Source organism: Pseudomonas sp. GD04019, assembly GCF_029837695.1.
In the GTDB taxonomy this organism is placed as follows: domain Bacteria; phylum Pseudomonadota; class Gammaproteobacteria; order Pseudomonadales; family Pseudomonadaceae; genus Aquipseudomonas.
In genome coordinates this window covers 18,211-35,525 of the sequence record NZ_JAOEEA010000002.1, presented here as the reverse complement: position 1 = coordinate 35,525, position 17,315 = coordinate 18,211, and the positions used below count along the sequence as shown (strand labels likewise).

General features: G+C 66.9%; 11 protein-coding genes. 5 read left to right on the top strand and 6 right to left on the bottom strand.

The window, feature by feature from the left end; translation table 11 throughout:
* Positions 1 to 81: 81 nt before the first annotated feature.
* Positions 82 to 1,335 (top strand): serine hydroxymethyltransferase, encoded by a 1,254-nt coding sequence (gene glyA / locus N7607_RS02815; protein WP_279864525.1) that lies wholly within the window; start codon positions 82 to 84, stop codon positions 1,333 to 1,335.
* A gap of 250 nt (positions 1,336 to 1,585) precedes the next feature.
* Positions 1,586 to 6,424 (top strand): glycosyl hydrolase family 28-related protein, encoded by a 4,839-nt coding sequence (locus tag N7607_RS02810; RefSeq protein ID WP_279864526.1) that lies wholly within the window; start codon positions 1,586 to 1,588, stop codon positions 6,422 to 6,424.
* A 232-nt stretch (positions 6,425 to 6,656) separates the two neighbouring features.
* Here the strand turns inward: N7607_RS02810 and yjiA are convergent, their stop codons facing one another.
* The 3 genes from yjiA to N7607_RS02795 form a co-directional block, all read right to left on the bottom strand.
* Positions 6,657 to 7,646, bottom strand: a complete 990-nt coding sequence (gene yjiA, locus N7607_RS02805) for a GTPase (protein ID WP_279864527.1) — start codon at positions 7,644 to 7,646, stop codon at positions 6,657 to 6,659.
* Between the two features lie 136 nt (positions 7,647 to 7,782).
* Positions 7,783 to 7,986, bottom strand: a complete 204-nt coding sequence (locus N7607_RS02800; RefSeq protein WP_279864528.1) for a YbdD/YjiX family protein — start codon at positions 7,984 to 7,986, stop codon at positions 7,783 to 7,785.
* Position 7,987: 1 nt separating this feature from the next.
* Entirely contained in the window at positions 7,988 to 10,054 is a 2,067-nt protein-coding gene (locus tag N7607_RS02795) for a carbon starvation CstA family protein (protein ID WP_279864529.1), read from the bottom strand.
* A 153-nt stretch (positions 10,055 to 10,207) separates the two neighbouring features.
* On the opposite strand from N7607_RS02795, the gene N7607_RS02790 reads away from it, so the two are divergent.
* Genes N7607_RS02790 through N7607_RS02780 form a run of 3 tightly spaced genes read left to right on the top strand, consistent with a single transcriptional unit; the run spans position 10,208 to position 13,947 of the window.
* On the top strand, positions 10,208 to 11,392 hold the full coding sequence (locus tag N7607_RS02790) for a DUF3142 domain-containing protein (RefSeq protein ID WP_279864530.1): 1,185 nt from the start codon (positions 10,208 to 10,210) through the stop codon (positions 11,390 to 11,392).
* The gene (locus N7607_RS02785; RefSeq protein ID WP_279864531.1) at positions 11,379 to 13,580 is read left to right on the top strand and encodes a hypothetical protein; all 2,202 of its coding nucleotides are present in this window, start codon (positions 11,379 to 11,381) and stop codon (positions 13,578 to 13,580) included. Before N7607_RS02790 ends, N7607_RS02785 begins: the two co-directional genes overlap by 14 nt.
* The gene (locus N7607_RS02780; RefSeq protein WP_279864532.1) at positions 13,573 to 13,947 is read left to right on the top strand and encodes a PilZ domain-containing protein; all 375 of its coding nucleotides are present in this window, start codon (positions 13,573 to 13,575) and stop codon (positions 13,945 to 13,947) included. The genes N7607_RS02785 and N7607_RS02780 overlap by 8 nt, the downstream gene beginning before the upstream one ends.
* 78 nt (positions 13,948 to 14,025) lie before the next feature.
* Here N7607_RS02780 and N7607_RS02775 read toward each other — a convergent pair whose 3' ends face one another.
* The 3 genes from N7607_RS02775 to N7607_RS02765 all read right to left on the bottom strand — a co-directional run bounded on the left by N7607_RS02775 (position 14,026) and on the right by N7607_RS02765 (position 17,233).
* A complete protein-coding gene (locus N7607_RS02775) occupies positions 14,026 to 14,178 on the bottom strand; it encodes a hypothetical protein (protein ID WP_279864534.1) in 153 nt (50 codons plus the stop codon).
* A gap of 111 nt (positions 14,179 to 14,289) precedes the next feature.
* On the bottom strand, positions 14,290 to 15,657 hold the full coding sequence (gene radA, locus N7607_RS02770) for a DNA repair protein RadA (RefSeq protein WP_279864535.1): 1,368 nt from the start codon (positions 15,655 to 15,657) through the stop codon (positions 14,290 to 14,292).
* Positions 15,658 to 15,736: 79 nt separating this feature from the next.
* Positions 15,737 to 17,233: a lytic transglycosylase F gene (locus tag N7607_RS02765; RefSeq protein ID WP_347881165.1), complete on the bottom strand. Its 1,497-nt coding sequence runs from the start codon at positions 17,231 to 17,233 to the stop codon at positions 15,737 to 15,739.
* Positions 17,234 to 17,315 lie beyond the last annotated feature (82 nt).

The window sequence follows — 17,315 nt, the reverse complement described above, 5'->3', positions numbered from 1 at the left end:
CTGTTGGCGATCGCCGCGCCTCGCGCCATGCGTCGTCGCACAGACTCTTACTACCGCCCGCTGATAGATCAGGTGACCACCATGTTCAGCCGTGATTTGACCATTGCCCGCTACGATGCCGAACTCTTTGCCGCCATGGAGCAAGAAGCCCAGCGCCAGGAGCATCACATCGAGCTGATCGCCTCCGAGAACTACACCAGCCCGGCGGTGATGGAAGCCCAGGGCAGCGTGCTGACCAACAAGTATGCAGAAGGCTATCCGGGCAAGCGCTACTACGGCGGTTGCGAGTACGTCGACGTGGTCGAGCAACTGGCCATCGACCGCGCCAAGCAGCTGTTCGGCGCCGACTACGCCAACGTCCAACCGCACGCCGGCTCCCAGGCTAACGCCGCCGTCTACCTGGCCCTGCTGAGCGCCGGTGACACCATCCTCGGCATGAGCCTGGCCCACGGCGGTCACCTGACCCACGGTGCCTCCGTCTCCTCCTCCGGCAAGCTGTACAACGCCGTGCAGTACGGCATCACCGACGCCGGCCTGATCGACTATGACGAAGTCGAGCGCCTGGCCGTCGAGCACAAGCCGAAGATGATCGTTGCCGGCTTCTCCGCCTACTCCCAGGTGCTGGACTTCGCCCGCTTCCGCGCCATCGCCGACAAGGTCGGTGCCTACCTGTTCGTCGACATGGCCCACGTGGCCGGTCTGGTCGCCGCCGGCGTATACCCGAACCCGGTACCCTTCGCCGACGTGGTCACCACCACCACCCACAAGACCCTGCGCGGCCCGCGCGGCGGCCTGATCCTGGCCAAGAAGAACGAAGAGATCGAGAAGAAGCTGAACTCCGCCGTCTTCCCGGGCGCCCAGGGTGGCCCGCTGGAGCACGTGATCGCCGCCAAGGCCATCTGCTTCAAGGAAGCCCTGCAGCCCGAGTTCAAAGCCTACCAGCAGCAGGTGGTGAAGAACGCCCAGGCCATGGCCAGCGTGTTCATCGAGCGCGGTTTCGATGTCGTCTCCGGCGGCACCCAGAACCACCTGTTCCTGCTGTCCCTGATCAAGCAGGACATCACCGGTAAGGACGCCGACGCCGCCCTGGGTCGTGCCTTCATCACCGTGAACAAGAACAGCGTGCCGAACGACCCGCGTTCGCCCTTCGTCACCTCCGGCCTGCGCATCGGCACCCCGGCCGTCACCACCCGCGGCTTCCAGGAAGCCGAGTGCAAGGAGCTGGCTGGCTGGATCTGCGACATCCTGCAGAACATGGGCGACGAGTCCGTGGTCGACGCGGTACGCGAGAAGGTCAAGGCCATCTGCGCCAAGCTGCCGGTTTACGGCAAGTAACAGCTTTCTGGCGTCAAAAGAGCCCGGCGATGCCGGGCTTTTTTATGCTTGTCAGAAGACATCGCCGGTTTCCTGACGGAAGAGTCAAAAGAAAATCAATAATCTTTAATTTCAATTGGTTATTTCAAAAAATAGCTTTATGAGAACCGTTCCGCCATTTTCATGACGAACGGTAGATTCCCAGCAATGTCCACTGCGCTTACAAGGTCTTGCGACCAAGTGGTCGCTACGGGGAATGGGGGACTCACCGATGGCATTCGATGTGAAGGAATACGGTGCGCTGGGTGACGGCGTGACGGATGACACCGCGGCAATTCAGGCAGCAATCGATGCCGCGTTTGCCGCAGGTGGAGGGGTGGTCTATCTGCCGGAGGGGGTCTACCGGGTCAGCGGCGACGGCACGCCATCGGGCAACTGCCTGACCATGCACAGCCAGGTCGACCTGATCGGCGATGGCATGGGCAGCACGGTACTCAAATTGGTGGACGGCTCCGGCCTGCCCATCATGGGGATGATCGGCTCACCCGCCGGCGAAGTGCTGCAGGGCGTCGGCATCAGCGATCTGAGCCTCGACGGCAACCGCGGCAACAGCAGCGGTGAAGTCAACGGTTGGCACCTCGCCGCCGAACCGGCGGGTGTCAGCAGCAACCTGAGCCTGGAGCGGGTCGAAGTCCGCGACGTGTCGGGAAGCGGCTTTCGCATCGACGGCCAGACCAGCAACCTGCTGATCAAGGAGAGCGTGGCCCGGGGCAATGGCCTGGATGGCTTCACCAGCACTGACGCCGACCACAGCCAGTTCATCGACAACCAGGCTTACGCCAACGAGGGCAATGGCTTCGCCCTCGACACCAGCCATTCGGCCCTGCGCTTCGCCAACAACGATGCCTTCGGCAATGGCGGCAACGGTGTGCTGGTCGAGGACGCCCTCGCCACGCAGCCGGACGCCTTGCTCATTCTGGGCGGCGAGCTGCAGAACAACGGGCAAGCCGGCATCGCCCTGCAGCAAACCAGCGATGTGCGCCTGGAAGGCGCGCTGATTGCCGGCAACGCAGGACCGGGCATCCTCCTCGCCGGCGCCAGCCATAGTCAGATCATCGCCAACCAGCTGCAGGGCAACGCCCAGGCGAACCCCGGACCGGAGATCCTGGTCCGAGCCGATGACAGCGACGGTACCGCGGTCGTCTCCAGCAACAACCTCATCGAGCAGAACCTGATCAGCGGCGGCTCCGGCTCCACCTATGGCGTGGTGGAGATGGACGATGGCAGCCACGCCACCGGCGTCTACGCCAACCAGATCGAGGCGATGCTCAGCGGCCAGGCCCTGCTGCATGCGGCAGACAGCCGACTGTCCAGCGACCCCAGCCATCAACTGCTGGTTCAGGTCGTGGGCAGCGAGGACAAGGACAGCCTGGTCGGCGGCGAGGCCGACGAGCGCCTGCTCGGCCTGGGCGGCGACGACTCGCTGGCCGCCGGCGCAGGCGACGATGTACTGGTCGGCGGCAGCGGACGTGACACGCTCACCGGTGGCAGCGGCGCAGACATCTTCCGCTACGACGCGCCGACGGACAGCTACCGCACCGGCAGCGGCGCGTTCAGTGACCACATCATCGACTTCGATGCCGCCGTGGATCGCATCGACCTCTCCGAACTGGGCTTCAGCGCGCTCGGCAACGGCCTCAACGGCACCCTGCGCCTGAGCTACAGCAGCGCCAGCGACCGCACCTACATGAGCTCGCGGGAAAGCGACGCCGACGGCCACTACTTCGAGCTAGCCATCCAGGGCAATCATCTGAGCACCCTGAGCTCCGCCAACATCCTGTTCAATGGCAACGTGGTCACCAACGCCGCGCCGGTTCTGCACCAGGCCCTGGCGGACCAGGCCATCAGCGAAAACCAGGTGTTCAGCTTCGGCCTCTCCCCCGCCAGCTTCTCCGACCCCGACGGCGACACGCTGAGCTACAAGGCCACTTTCGGCAATGGCACGGCCCTGCCCTCCTGGCTGACCTTCAACGCCGCCACGCTGTCCTTCAACGGCCTGCCCGGACTCGGCAACGCCGGCCTCTACGAGATCAGCGTGAGCGCCAGCGACGGCCGTGGCGGCAGCCTCACCGACACCTTTCAGCTCCTGGTCAACGAGGCGCCAGCTGGCGCTCCGACCCTGCACGGCAGCGCGAGCAGCGACCGGCTGATCGGCACCGCCGCCAACGAGACCCTGCTCGGCCTGGACGGCGCCGATAACCTGGTAGGCGGTGCGGGGCACGACACGCTGGTCGGCGGCCTGGGACGCGACACCCTGACCGGCGGCGAAGGCGTGGACACCTTCCGCTTCGACACGCTGCACGACAGCTATCGCAATGGCAGCCCGAGCAACGACCTGATCACCGACTTCGACCCCGCCACCGATCGCATCGACCTCAGCGCCCTCGGCTTCAGCGGCTTGGGCAACGGGCTCAACGGCACCCTGGCACTCAGCTACAGCGCCGCCAGCGACCGCACCTATCTGCGCTCCCTGGAAACCGACGCCAACGGCGACCGTTTCGAGCTGGCCCTCAACGGCAACCACCTTGATACCCTCAACGGCAGCAATCTGTTCCTGGTGACGCCACCGCCGCCAGCGCCGGACACCCTGCCGGGGGAGCCGCAGACACCCGTGGGCACACCCGGCGACGACCTCCTGACCGGCACCGATGCCAGCGAGGTACTCCTCGGCCATGCCGGCGCGGACAAGATCAATGGTGGCGGCGGCGACGACATGATCGACGGCGGTGCCGGCAAGGATGTCCTCAGCGGCGGCGAGGGCGCCGATGTTTTCCGCTTCACCGAGCTGCTCGACAGCTTCCGCAATTACGGCCCCGCGGACATCGGCGCGGCCGACACCATCACCGACTTCACGGCGGGCGTAGACAAGATCGACCTGTCGGCCCTGGGCATCACCGGGCTGGGCAACGGCTACGGCCACAGCATCTACCTGACGCTCAACGACACCGGCACCAAGACCTCGATCAAGTCCCGCGAGCCGGACGCCGATGGCAACACCTTCGAGCTCGCCCTCAACGGCAACCACATCGGCACCCTCAGCGAAGCCGACTTCATCTTTGCCGATCCCACCCCGCAGACCACCCTGTTCATTCCCACGCTGGGCCAGTCCAACTCCCGCGCGCTGCGCATGCAGGGCGAGGACGATGACTCGGGCATCACCGAGATGATCAAGCAGCTGGAGCTCTACACCGACTTCGATCGGGTGGAGAGCCTGTTCTCCGACGCCGAGGGAGAGCCGATCGACATCGCGGTCGGCGGCAGTACGGTCACCGGGCGCTCGACCGCCAGCGAGGCGGAACGAGCCAAGTCCTGGTGGTACAGCGACACCGATGCGCCGGGACAGGCGCTGCTCAATGCCGTGGCCAATCTCAGCAGCCAGCTGGCATCGCTCCAGGCCCTGGGCCCGGTCACCTTCGCCATGGTCTGGGGCCAGGGCGAGGACGATGCCATGACCTACTCCGACGCCACGGACAAGGCCGCGGCGCTCGAGCTGTACAAGGCCAATACGCTGAAAGTCTTCGACTACCTCAAGGCGCAACTGGGAACCCCGGATGCGGTGTTCTACGTGATGCTCACCGGTGACTATCAGGAACAAGGCGCCGACCTGCGCGGCTTCACCGCCGAGGAAATCGCCAGGGTGGTCGAGGGTACCCAGGCCATCCGCCAGGCACAGATGGAAATGGCCGCCGAGCGCAGCGACATCAAGATCGCCGTCGACTACACCGACCTGCCGATGCGCTACGAAGTGGACCCGTTGAACTACTACTACGACGTCTGGCACATGCACGACGATGCCAGCGAAATCATCGGGCAACGCCTGGCCGACTTCATCGCCAACGACCTGGGCTACACGAGCGATCCCGACGACAACAACGATCCCGAGGCGATCCGCCTGTACCCGTCCCACAACCTCGTCGGCGACGCAACGGACGACGTGCTGATAGGCAGCCCCGATGCCGACACGCTCGATGGCGGCAAGGGCGCCGACCACATGGAAGGCTATGACGGCAGCGACATATACGTGGTCGACAACCCCGGCGACGTGGTGATCGAGAACGGCACGGGCGCCGAGGACATCGACACCGTCGTGTCGTCCATCGACTGGGTGCTCGGCGCCAATCTGGAGAACCTGATGCTGGCCGGCCAGGCGCTCAACGGCACCGGCAACCACCTCGCCAACATCATCAGCGGCACCGATGCGAGCAATGTGCTCGACGGCGGAGCCGGGGTGGACGTTCTCCTCGGCGGCAAGGGTTCGGACACCTACTTCGTCGACGATGCGGCCGATCGGGTCATGGAAGGCAGCAACGCCGGGTTCGACCGGGTGTTCAGCAGCGCCGTCACCTACACCCTGTCGTACAACCTCGAGGAGCTGTATCTCATCGCGCCCGGCAACTCCAATGGCACCGGCAACGCCCAGAACAACACCCTCTACGCCAGCAGTGGCAACAACGTGATCAACGGCGAGGGCGGTACGGACACGCTGTCCTACGCCTTCGCCGAAGCCGGCGTGACGGTCAGGCTGACCACCTCCGCGGCGCAGAACACCGGCGGCTCAGGCTTCGACTCGCTACGCAACCTGGAGAACCTGATCGGCAGCGACTACGCCGACAACCTGACCGGCGATGCCAACGGCAACGCCCTGCGCGGCGGTGCCGGCAACGACGTGCTCAACGGCGGGGGCGGTGACGACGTGCTGGACGGCGGTGGCGGGGCGGACGTCCTGAATGGCGGCGCCGGCGCGGATCGCTACGCCTTCACCTCGCTGAGCGATCTCGGCCTGGGCGATCTGGCCGACCTGATCAGCGGCTTCAATGGCGGCGAGGGGGATAGCATCGACTTCTCGGCACTGGACGCCAACCCGCTGACCGCCGCCCGCGAGGCGTTCGAATTCATCGGCAACCAGGAGTTCAGCGCCACCAACGCCACCGGCCAGCTGCGCTTCGCCGACGGCGCCCTGCACGGCAGCATCAACGCCGACAGCGCGGCGGAGTTCACCATCCGGCTGCTCGGGGTGACGGAGTTCTCGCAGAACGACCTGGTCGGCTGAGCGGTCCTGGCCGCCGGCAACTCATGGTGGCCACGGGTTGCGCGGCATCGATCCGCCGTCGGTTCCGCGGGTGGATGTAAAAGGCGAATCCACCCTAGGGCGTGCTTCTGGGGAGCTTCCTGTGCCTGCGGCGGCTCGCCGTCGCGGTAGGGTGGATCACGCTTCACCGATCCACTGTCGGCTCCGCGGGTGGACGATAAAGGCGACACCCACCCTACGAAACCGGCGCGCCCTAGGCCATCACCTGGGCAAAGCCGGCGCGGATCTGCTCTTGCGGCAGGTCGTCGCCGATGAACACCAGCACGCTCTCGCGGGCCTCGCCCTCGGCCCAGGGCTCGTCCCAGTCGAAGCCGTACAGGCCGAGCACGCCCTGGAACACCAGGCGGCGCTCGTCGCCGGCCACGCTGAGCACACCCTTGTAGCGCAGCAACGAGTTGCCGTGCTGCTCCAGCAGCCCCTCCATGAAGGCGCTGAGCCTGTCGAGATCCAGCGCCCGCTCGCTCTTCAGCACCAGGGTGGCGATGCGGTCCGGCGTGTTGCCGGCGGGCGTCAGCGGGCGCGGATTGAGCGGACGCAGCGTCAGCGCCGGGCCGATATCGGCGTTGAGGTTGAAGCCGCGGATATCCAGCAGCTCGGCCAGGTCGATGCGCCCGTGTTCGACCACGCGGATCGGCGCGCGCCGGTTGATGTGTTGCAGGCGCTGGCTCAGTGCCTCGACCTGCTGCGCATCGGCGAGGTCGGTCTTGCTCAGCAGGATGCGATCGGCGAAGCCAACCTGGGCCTGGGCGATGGTCTCCTGCAGGTGGCGCTCGGCGTTGACCGCATCGACCAGGGTGACGATGCCGTCGAGCACATAGCGCTGGGCCAGCTCCTCGTCGGCGAAGAAGGTCTGCGCCACCGGCGCCGGGTCGGCCAGGCCGGTGCATTCGATCACCAGGCGGTCGAAGGCCAGCTCACCGGCGTCCAGCTTGTCGAGCAGCAGGAACAGCGCCTTTTCCAGTTCGACATGGATGGAGCAGCAGACGCAGCCGTTGGCCAGGGTCAGCAGCTCCACCGGCTGGTCGCCGAGCAGTTGGCCGTCGATCGGCGTGTCGCTGTATTCGTTCTCGATCACCGCCAGCTTCAACCCGTGCTCGGCCTGCAGCATGTGGCGCAGCAGGGTGGTCTTGCCGGCCCCGAGGAAGCCGGTGAGCACGGTGACGGGAATGGGTTCATGCGTCATTGGGACACCCTGCGTAGGGTGGATCGCGCGTTATCGATCCACCGAGCGGACTGATGGTGGATGAACAAAGCGTCATCCACTCTACAAAAGAACACGCCACGGCTAGCGTGGCGTGCAGGTAGTGCAGGCGAGGGTATCAGCAACAGCGCACCGGTCTGCCCTTGCCACCGCCGTAACGAGCCTCCTGGCGCTCCCGGAAGAACGCCTCGTAGCTCATCACCGGCTTGTCCGGATGTTTCTTGGCCATGTGCTCCACATAGTTGTCGTAATCGGGCATGCCCACCAGCATGCGGGCGGCCTGCCCGAGATACTTACCCATGCGACTCAGGTCGTTGAACATGTCAGGCGTCCGGGATCGGCTGGAACGGAGTTTCCTTGTCCGTGCGCGCAGGCGTAACCCAGGCGGCGCGGCCGACCTTGAGTGCGTAGAACAGCACGCTGAGCACCACGACCAGGAACAGCACGGTCAGCACCGAGTTGGTGTAGGCGTTGAAGATCACGTGCTGCATCTGGCCGATGTCCTTGGCCGGAGCCAGTACCTGGCCGGCGTCCAGCGCATCGCTGTACTTCTTGGCCAGGGCCAGGAAGCCCACCGCCGGGTTCGGGTCGAGCAGCTTGATCAGGCCCGCGGTGGTGGTGCAGATCAGCAGCCAGGTGGCCGGCAGCAGGGTGACCCAGACGTAGCGCTGGCGCTTCATCTTGATCAGCACCACGCTGCCCAGCATCAGGGCGATACCGGCGAGCATCTGGTTGGAGATGCCGAACAGCGGCCACAGGGTATTGATGCCGCCCAGCGGATCGACCACGCCTTGGTACAGCAGCCAGCCCCACAGGGCCACGCAGCCGGCGGTGCCAATCACGTTGGCGCCCCAGGATTCGGTCTTCTTCAGGGCCGGCACGAAGTTGCCGAGCAGGTCCTGCAGCATGAAGCGTCCGGCACGGGTACCGGCGTCCACGGCGGTGAGGATGAACAGGGCTTCGAACAGAATGGCGAAGTGGTACCAGAACGCCATGGTGTTCTCGCCCGGCAGCACCGCGTGGAGGATCTGCGCGATACCCACGGCCAGGGTCGGCGCACCGCCGGCGCGGGCCAGGATGGTGTTCTCGCCGATGTCACGGGCGACCGCTTCCAGCGCGTCGGGGGTGATGGTAAAGCCCCAGCTGCTGACGGTGGCGGCGACTGCCGCGACGTCCGAGCCGACCACGGCGGCCGGGCTGTTCATGGCGAAGTACACGCCCGGCTCGATCACCGAGGCGGCGACCATGGCCATGATGGCGACGAACGACTCCATCAGCATGCCGCCGTAGCCGATGTAGCGCGCGTGCGACTCGTTGGCCAGCAGCTTGGGCGTGGTGCCCGAGCTGATCAGCGCATGGAAGCCCGAGACTGCCCCACAGGCGATGGTGATGAACAGGAAGGGGAACAGGGTGCCCTTCCACACCGGGCCGGTGCCGTCGGTGAACTGGGTCAGCGCCGGCATCTTCAGTTCCGGCATGGTGACCAGGATGCCGATGGCCAGGGCGATGATGGTGCCGATCTTGAGGAAGGTCGACAGGTAGTCACGCGGCGCCAGCACCAGCCACACCGGCAGCACGGCGGCGACGAAGCCGTAGCCGACCAGCATCCAGGTGATCTGCACGCCGGTGAAGGTGAACATCGGCCCCCAGACCGGATCTGCGGCGACCAGGCCGCCAAGCCAGATCGAGGCCAGCAGCAGCACCACGCCAATCAGCGAGATTTCGCCGATGCGGCCGGGGCGGATGAAGCGCATGTACACGCCCATGAACATCGCGATGGGAATGGTCGCCATCACCGTGAACATGCCCCAGGGGCTCTCGGCCAGGGCCTTGACCACGATCAGCGCGAGCACCGCGAGGATGATGATCATGATCAGGAAGCAGCCGAACAGGGCGATGGTGCCAGGCACCCGGCCCATCTCCTCGCGCACCATGTCGCCCAGTGAGCGGCCGTTACGCCGGGTGGACAGGAACAGGACCATGAAGTCCTGCACCGCACCGGCCAGCACCACGCCGGCGAGCAGCCAGAGCGTGCCGGGCAGGTAGCCCATCTGCGCGGCGAGTACCGGACCGACCAGCGGACCGGCACCGGCGATGGCGGCGAAGTGGTGGCCGAAGAGGATGTGCTTGTTGGTCGGCACATAGTCCAGACCATCGTTGTTGAGCACCGCCGGGGTGGCGCGGGTGGGGTCCAGCTGCATCACCTTGTTGGCGATGAACAGGCTGTAGTAGCGATAGGCAACGAGATAGAGGGCGACGGCGGTCACCACTATCCACAAGGCGTTGATGGCTTCGCCGCGGCGCAGGGCCACGACACCCAAGGCACAGGCGCCCACCGCTGCCAGCACTGCCCAGGGCAGGTGACGCAGCAGGCTATTGTTATTGTTCATGATTACTCCTAACCGATGGACAAACAGGCTGCCGCTGAAGCTTAGACGCTGGATGGCACGCGCATTATTCGACCTTGGTCTAGTGCGCATCTCGGCGCCGGCATCGGGGGTAAACTAGCGCCCTTTTCGGCGACCGCCAGGATGCTACGCCGCATGCTTGATCACCTTTACCGCCCCGTTATCGCCCTGCTCCTGGCCAGCCTGCTCGGCTGCGCCGAGGAAAGCGCCGCGCCGCTGGATCAGCAGCTGTATATCTGGCAACGCCAGTGGCGCCCGGTCCACGCCGAAGCCCTGGCGCAGAGCCGCGCCGATTTCTCCAGCCTGCGCGTACTGGCCCTGCAGGCCCACCCACAGGCCGGCTGGAGCCGCGCCCGCGTCGACCTGCAACTGCTCAGGCGCGACGACCGCCCGCTGATCGCCGTGGTGCGCCTGGATGGCCAGCTGGCGCAGCTCGACTCCGCCGAGATCGGTCGGCAGATCGCCGCGCTGCTGCACGACTGGCGCAGCGCCGGCCTGCGCCTGCAGGGCCTGGAGCTCGACCACGACTGCGCCACCGCCCGCCTGCCGGCCTATGCCGAGTTGCTGCGCGAACTGCGCCGGCAGCTACCAGACGACCTGCGCCTGAGCATCACCGCCCTGCCCGCCTGGCTCGACAGCCCGGCGCTGGACGAGGTGCTGGCCGCCGTCGACAGCTCGGTGCTGCAGGTGCATGCGGTGCGCGATCCTCAGCACGGTCTGTTCGACCCCGAGCAGGCACAGGACTGGGCCGAGCGCTACGGCGAGCGCAGCGCCAAGCCCTTCCACCTGGCCCTGCCCGCCTACGGCGTGGCCCTCACCGAGAACGGCCAGGTGGAGAGCGAGACGCCGCTGCGCCAGGGCGGGCCGCGCCGCGAGTTGCGCGCCGAGCCACAACAGGTCAGCGAACTGCTCGCCGACCTGCGTAACGCACCGCCGTCACATCTGGCCGGCATCATCTGGTTCCGCCTGCCGCTGGCCGGCGACCGTCGCGCCTGGCCACTGCCCACCCTGCTGGCGGTGGTACGCGGCCAACCGCTGGTGCCGGCCCTGGCCCTGCAGCGCCAGCAACGCGACGGTTTCAGCCAGCTGCAGCTGTTCAACAACGGTACCCTGGCCAGCCCGCTGCCCCAGCGCATCGAGCTGCCGGCCCGGGCCTGCGCGGCGGCCGACGCCGTGGGCGATTACCGTCTGGAGCGCAGCGCCGCGGGCCTGGCCTTCGTGCGCCAGCGCGACGGCCGGCTGGAGGCTGGCGAGCACCGCGCCCTGGGTTGGGCACGCTGCGAACGGATCGATCAAGGAGGCATGCATGTGCAGTTCTAGAACCCTGCTGGCCCTGGCCATAGGCGCGCTGCTGCCGCTCGGCGCCGCCCAGGCCTGCGGCCCGGATTTCCCCTACCGCCTGCTCTCCGACCGGGCCGGCGCCCTGGGCGAGATGCCGGAAGGCAACTTCGCCTTCGAGATCGCCCGCCTCGGGCAGAGCGTCCCCGGCCTCGGCCAGGCCGGCAAGGCGACCCTGGAGCCTTACTGGGACGAGGACAATCAACGCTATATCGACAACCGTGTCGCCATCGAGCAGGAACAGCTCGGCGCCGAGCAATTCGCCCTGGTCAGCCGCCTGCGCGCCCTGACCGATGCCAGGCAGGCCGAGGCCGAAGGCGCCGCCCTGCCACCCGAGCTGCGCCTGTACGTCGCCGGCGCCGTGGCCTTCGCCCAGCACGACATGGCCCTGGCCAGCGACTACTTCCGGCGCGTGCTGGCCCTGCCCGCCGCCGAACGGGCACGACGCAGCACCTGGGCCGCCTATTCCCTCGGCCGCGCCCTGGCGGTGCAGGCGGTCAGCGCGCCGGATACGCTGCTCGACGAGAGCGCCGCCCGGCAGCGCCAGCACGAGCTGCGCCAGCAGGCGCGCCAGGCTTTTCAGCAGGCTCGGGCGATGAGCGCCGCGGGCCTGGATGACCCGCTGGAACTGGGTGTCGCCAGCCTCGGCGAGGAAGCCCGCCTGGCGCTGGACGAGGGCGACTGGGCCACCGCCATTCGCCTCTACGCCACCCAGACCAAGCAGGGCTCGAGCACAGGCTACAGCTCGCTGCGCCAGCTGAGCGGCACGCTCAACCAGATGAGCGACGAGCAGCTACGCCCGCTGCTGGGCAGCCTGGAGGTCCAGCAGCTGCTGGTGGCCCAGCTGTTCAGCCGAACCGCGGGTTACGAGAGCCAGGGCAAGCAGGGTCAACGCCTGCTGCAACTGTTGCAGAGCGTGACCATCCAGCCGCAGATCGCCGACCGCCTGGCCGCGCTGAGCTACCAGATAGGGGACTACGACAGCGCCCGCCGTTTCCTCGAGCAGGCCGGCGACGGCGGCCTGGCCTGGTGGCTGCGCGCCAAGCTGGCCCTGCAGACCGGCGACAAGAGCGCCGCCGCCAAGGCCTACGCCCAGGCGGCCAGGGCCTTCCCCGTCGAAGAGGACTGGGGTTGGCGGCGCACGCAGAACTGGGACTACGAGACGCTCAAGCCACGCTGCCGCATCGAGGGCGAGATGGCCATCCTGGCGCTGGAGCGCGGCGACTATCTGGAGGCCTTCGAGCAGCTCTACCGCAGCGGCGATATCTATTGGCAGGACGCCGCCCAGGTCGCCGAGCGGGTGCTGAGCACCAACGAACTGAAAGGCTTCGTCGATGCCCAGGTGACCGCCGCGCCGCCACTGCAGCCCGACCAGGTGCAGTACCTGTGGGAGCGCCCCATGGCCACCCGCCTGCGCGAGCTGCTCGGCCGTCGCCTGCTGCGCGAAGGCCGCTATGCCGAGGCGGCGTCCTACTTCTTCGCCGCCCAGCTGCAGCAGGCCGCGCGCGAGTACGGGGCGGCACGTGAGCAGGCCGAGGATGCCTGGACCAGCATCGGCCGGGCCGAAGGTTACTACCAGGCGGCCAGGCTGGCCCGCGAGCAGGGCATGGAGCTGCTCGGCTACGAGCTGTCGCCGGACGAGGCCTGGACCGGCGGCAGCTACGGCATCTACGGCAACGAGCTGGCCAAGCCGGTGCAGGCCGGCGGTCTGCTGACCCCTGCCGAGGCGCAGCTGCAGAATGCCAGCGCGGCCCAGCCGAACCGGCGCTTCCACTACCGCTGGGTCGCCGCCGACCTGGCCAACCGCGCCGCCGACCAGCTGCCACCCAGCAGCCAGGCGTTCGCCGCCGTGCTGTGCAAGGCCAGCGGCTGGATCAACTACCGCGACCTGGCCGGCGCCCGGGGTTACTACCAGCGCTATGTACAGCAGGGCCCCTATGTGGAATGGGCGGCGAACTTCGGCTTCAACTGCCAGGAGCCGGACTTCGCCGGCGCCCGCCAGCGGCTCTGGGATGAGCGTGAACAGATCGTGCGCAATGCCCTGCGGCCGTTCAAATTCTGGCTGCCGCTGGGCTTGCTGGCACTGCTCGCCTCAGGTATCTACTGGCAGCGCCGGCGACGTGCCTTGGCTATAGTGGATAAAACCGCAGAGGAAACCCGTCATGAGTGATACATCCACCGAGCGTCGGCGCTTCCAGCGCATCGCCTTCGACGCCGCCACCGAGCTCACCCAGGGCGAGCGGCGCTGGACGGTTGCGCTGCACGATGTGTCGCTCAAGGGCTTGCTAGTCAGGCGCCCGCGCGACTGGAACGGTGACCCCGACCAGCCTTTCATCGCCAGCATCAGCCTGGATGCCGACACCCGCCTGCAGATGGAAGTGGTGCTGACCCGCACCCGCGACGAGCTGCTCGGCTTCGTATGCCGGCACATCGACCTGGACTCGATCAGCCACCTGCGCCGCCTGGTCGAACTCAACCTGGGCGACGAGAGCCTGCTGGAGCGTGAGCTGGCCGCCCTGGGCGAAGAGGAAGACTGACCGCAGGCGCGACTGCAACAGCGCGCCCATGGGCGCCCTTTGTCTAGCCCGGGTGGCAGCCATCTGCCACGGCACGACTCAGCGCCGGTCAGCGGACGCCTGCTGCCGTCGGCGCTGCGCCTGTACCCGCCGTGTCGCCATGCTTACCTCACGCCGCTGCTGCGCCTGATCGCTGGGCGACTGCGCTTGCACGTCGAAACTGCGGGCAAAGAAATCGAAGAACAGGAACATGGGCCATCTCCGTTATGAACATGGCCCCATGCTCCTCCTCGTTTGTGACGCCATGATTGATCTACGACAAGCGCGCCCAGCCGGCACCAGCGACAGAGCGCCGCAGAGGGGTCACTCGAACAGCGCGTCCAGCGCCTGCTCCAGGCGCGTCACCGCGATCACCTGCAGACCGGGCGGAGCTTCTTTCGGCGCATTGCCCTTGGGCACGATGGCGCGCTTGAAGCCGTGCTTGGCGGCCTCCTTGAGGCGCTCCTGGCCGCTCGGCACCGGGCGGATCTCGCCGGACAGGCCGATCTCGCCGAACACCAGCAGGTCGTGGGGCAGCGGCTTGTTGCGCAGGCTGGAGATCACCGCGGCCATCAGCGCCAGGTCGGAGGCGGTCTCCAGCACCTTGACCCCGCCGACCACATTGAGGAACACGTCCTGGTCATAGGTGGGGATGCCGCCGTGGCGGTGCAATACGGCCAACAGCATGGCCAGGCGGTTCTGGTCCAGGCCCAGGGTCACGCGCTTGGGATTGGCCATATGACTGGTGTCGACCAGCGCCTGCACCTCCACCAGCATCGGCCGGGTACCTTCCCAGGTGGCCATCACCACGCTGCCGGGCACCGCCTCCTGGGCGCGGGTGAGGAAGATCGCCGAGGGGTTGGTGACTTCCTTGAGGCCCTTGTCGGTCATGCCGAACACGCCCAGCTCGTTGACCGCGCCGAAACGGTTCTTCACCGCGCGCAGCAGGCGCAGGCGGCCGTCGGACTCGCCCTCGAAGTACAAGACCGTGTCGACCATATGCTCCAGCACGCGCGGCCCGGCCAGCGCGCCCTCCTTGGTCACGTGGCCAACCAGGAAGATCGCCGTGCCGCTCTGCTTGGCATAGCGCACCAGCAGCGCCGCGCTCTCGCGCACCTGGGCCACGCCGCCGGGGGCGGACTGCAGCTGCTCGGTGAAGATGGTCTGGATCGAGTCGATCACCATTACCTTGGGCTGCTCGCGGCGGGCCACGTCGATGATCGATTCGATGCAGGTCTCGGTCATCACCTTGAGCCGGTCCTGCGGCAGCTCCAGGCGGCGTGCGCGCATGGCCACCTGCTGCTGGGATTCCTCGCCGGTGACGTACAGCGCCGGCAGCCTCTGGGCGATGTTGCACAGGGTCTGCAGCAGGATGGTCGACTTGCCGATGCCGGGATCACCACCGATCAGCACCACCGAGCCGTCCACCAGGCCGCCGCCGAGCACCCGGTCCAGCTCGCCGGAGACGGTGGAGAAGCGCGGCACTTCCTCGACGCTGACCTCGGCCAGGGTCTTGATCTGCGCCTGCTGCCCGGCCCAGCCGCCGCGCCCGGACGGCGCAGCGGCGCCACCGCTCTCGATCATGGTCTCGGTCAGGGTGTTCCAGGCCCCGCACTCGCCGCACTGCCCGGCCCACTTGGGAAAGGTGGCGCCGCACTCGGTGCAGCCGTACATGCGCTTGGCCTTGGCCATGGAAATCTCCGCCCGCTGGAAAAGCGCCGATCATAGCGGCTGGACCGCGCCTCGGCAGCATTCATCCGGGATTACGGCCTCAGAGCCCCGCCATGACGCTGGCCGCCTTGCGCTCGCGGGCCTTCTGCTCGGCCAGCTTGTAGACCACGTAGTACTTGTAGATGTTGCCCACGTAATCCACCGTCTCGCGGCCGATGATGCGCGCGGCCGCCTGCTCGACATTGCCGAACCAGACGTTCGGGTCCAGTCCGGATTTCTGCGCCAGGCGGCGAAACTTCATCAGGTTGCCCGGCCCGGCGTTGTAGCCGGCGAAACTCAGCAGCAGGCGATTGACCGGGGTGATCTCCGGATCGGTCAGGTAAGTGTCGGCGATCAGCCGCAGGTACTTGCTGCCGGCCTCGATATTGCGGTCGGCGCTGGTCTCGACGCCGCTCACGCCGACCTCCTGAGCGGTACTCGGCAGCAGCTGCATGACGCCCACGGCGCCGGCCTGGCTGCGCGCCCGCTGATCCAGCTGCGATTCCTGGAAGCCCTGCGCCATCAGCAGCAGATGATCGAAGTCGTAGGTGCCGGCATGCTTCTCGAACAGGCCGACCAGCGCGTTGAACTTGACCATCTCCGCCTCGGAAACGGCATTGCTCACCCGCTTGCTGTTCTTGAAGAAGCGGCGAAGCATGATGTTGCCGAATTCGCTGCCGACCTTGTGGCCCTTGCCGAACTGGTTCAGCGCCGTCTTCAGCTGCGGACTGTTCTTGCGCAGCGCCCAGCCCAGCTTGCTGCCCTGGTTCAGCGGGAAACCGTCATGGATCACCAGATCGCTGTACAGCGACTGCCACAGCTGGGCGATGTGGTGATCGGCCACGGTGATGCCGAACAGGCCGGCATTGACCATCTGCAGCAGGTCCTCGGTCTCCAGGTTCTCGTTGGCCGGCATGACCTTCACCGGTGCCAGCCCCCGGGCCTCGAAGCGCTTGTTGAGCGCCACCAGGTGCTCGAAGTAGCTGCTCGACGGCCGCACGTAGACTTCCTGCCCGGCCAGGTCCTCGATCCGCGCCAGCTTGGGGCCGCCCTTGCCGGTGACGAAGACTTCCTGCGCGTCGCTGTAGATCGGGTCGGTGAAGTCGACGGTCTGCAGGCGCCCGGCGGTCTGGGTCAGGCCGCCGGCGGCGATATCGCCATAGCCGGCCAGCAGCTTGGGCAGCAGTTCGTTGCGCGCGACGGGAATGAACATCACCTGCCAGCGCTGGGACTGCTGGCCCAGTGGTCGCTTGGCATTCAGCCAGGCCTCGAACGCCTTGCCGTATTCGTAGGCCACGCCCTGCTGCTGGCCGCGATCGATCATGTAGAAGGTCTTGCTGTACGGCACCAGGATGCGCACCGTGCGCCTGGCACGCATGCCGTCCAGGTCACCGATCCAGGCCGGCGGCACGGGCAGGACCATGGCATCCACTTCCGATTCCTCGGCGGGGCTCAGCTGCGCGGGCGGCAACGCATCCATGTCCAGCGAAACGGCAACGCTCCACCCGCACCATGCCAACAGGCCCAGCACCAGGCCCCACTTCCATGACTTGCCCACACCACTTCTCCTGCGCCCCGTTTCGTGCATCAGCACTTTTGCGCGGATTATCCCTCTTCAGCCGCGCGGATGCAGCGATAAT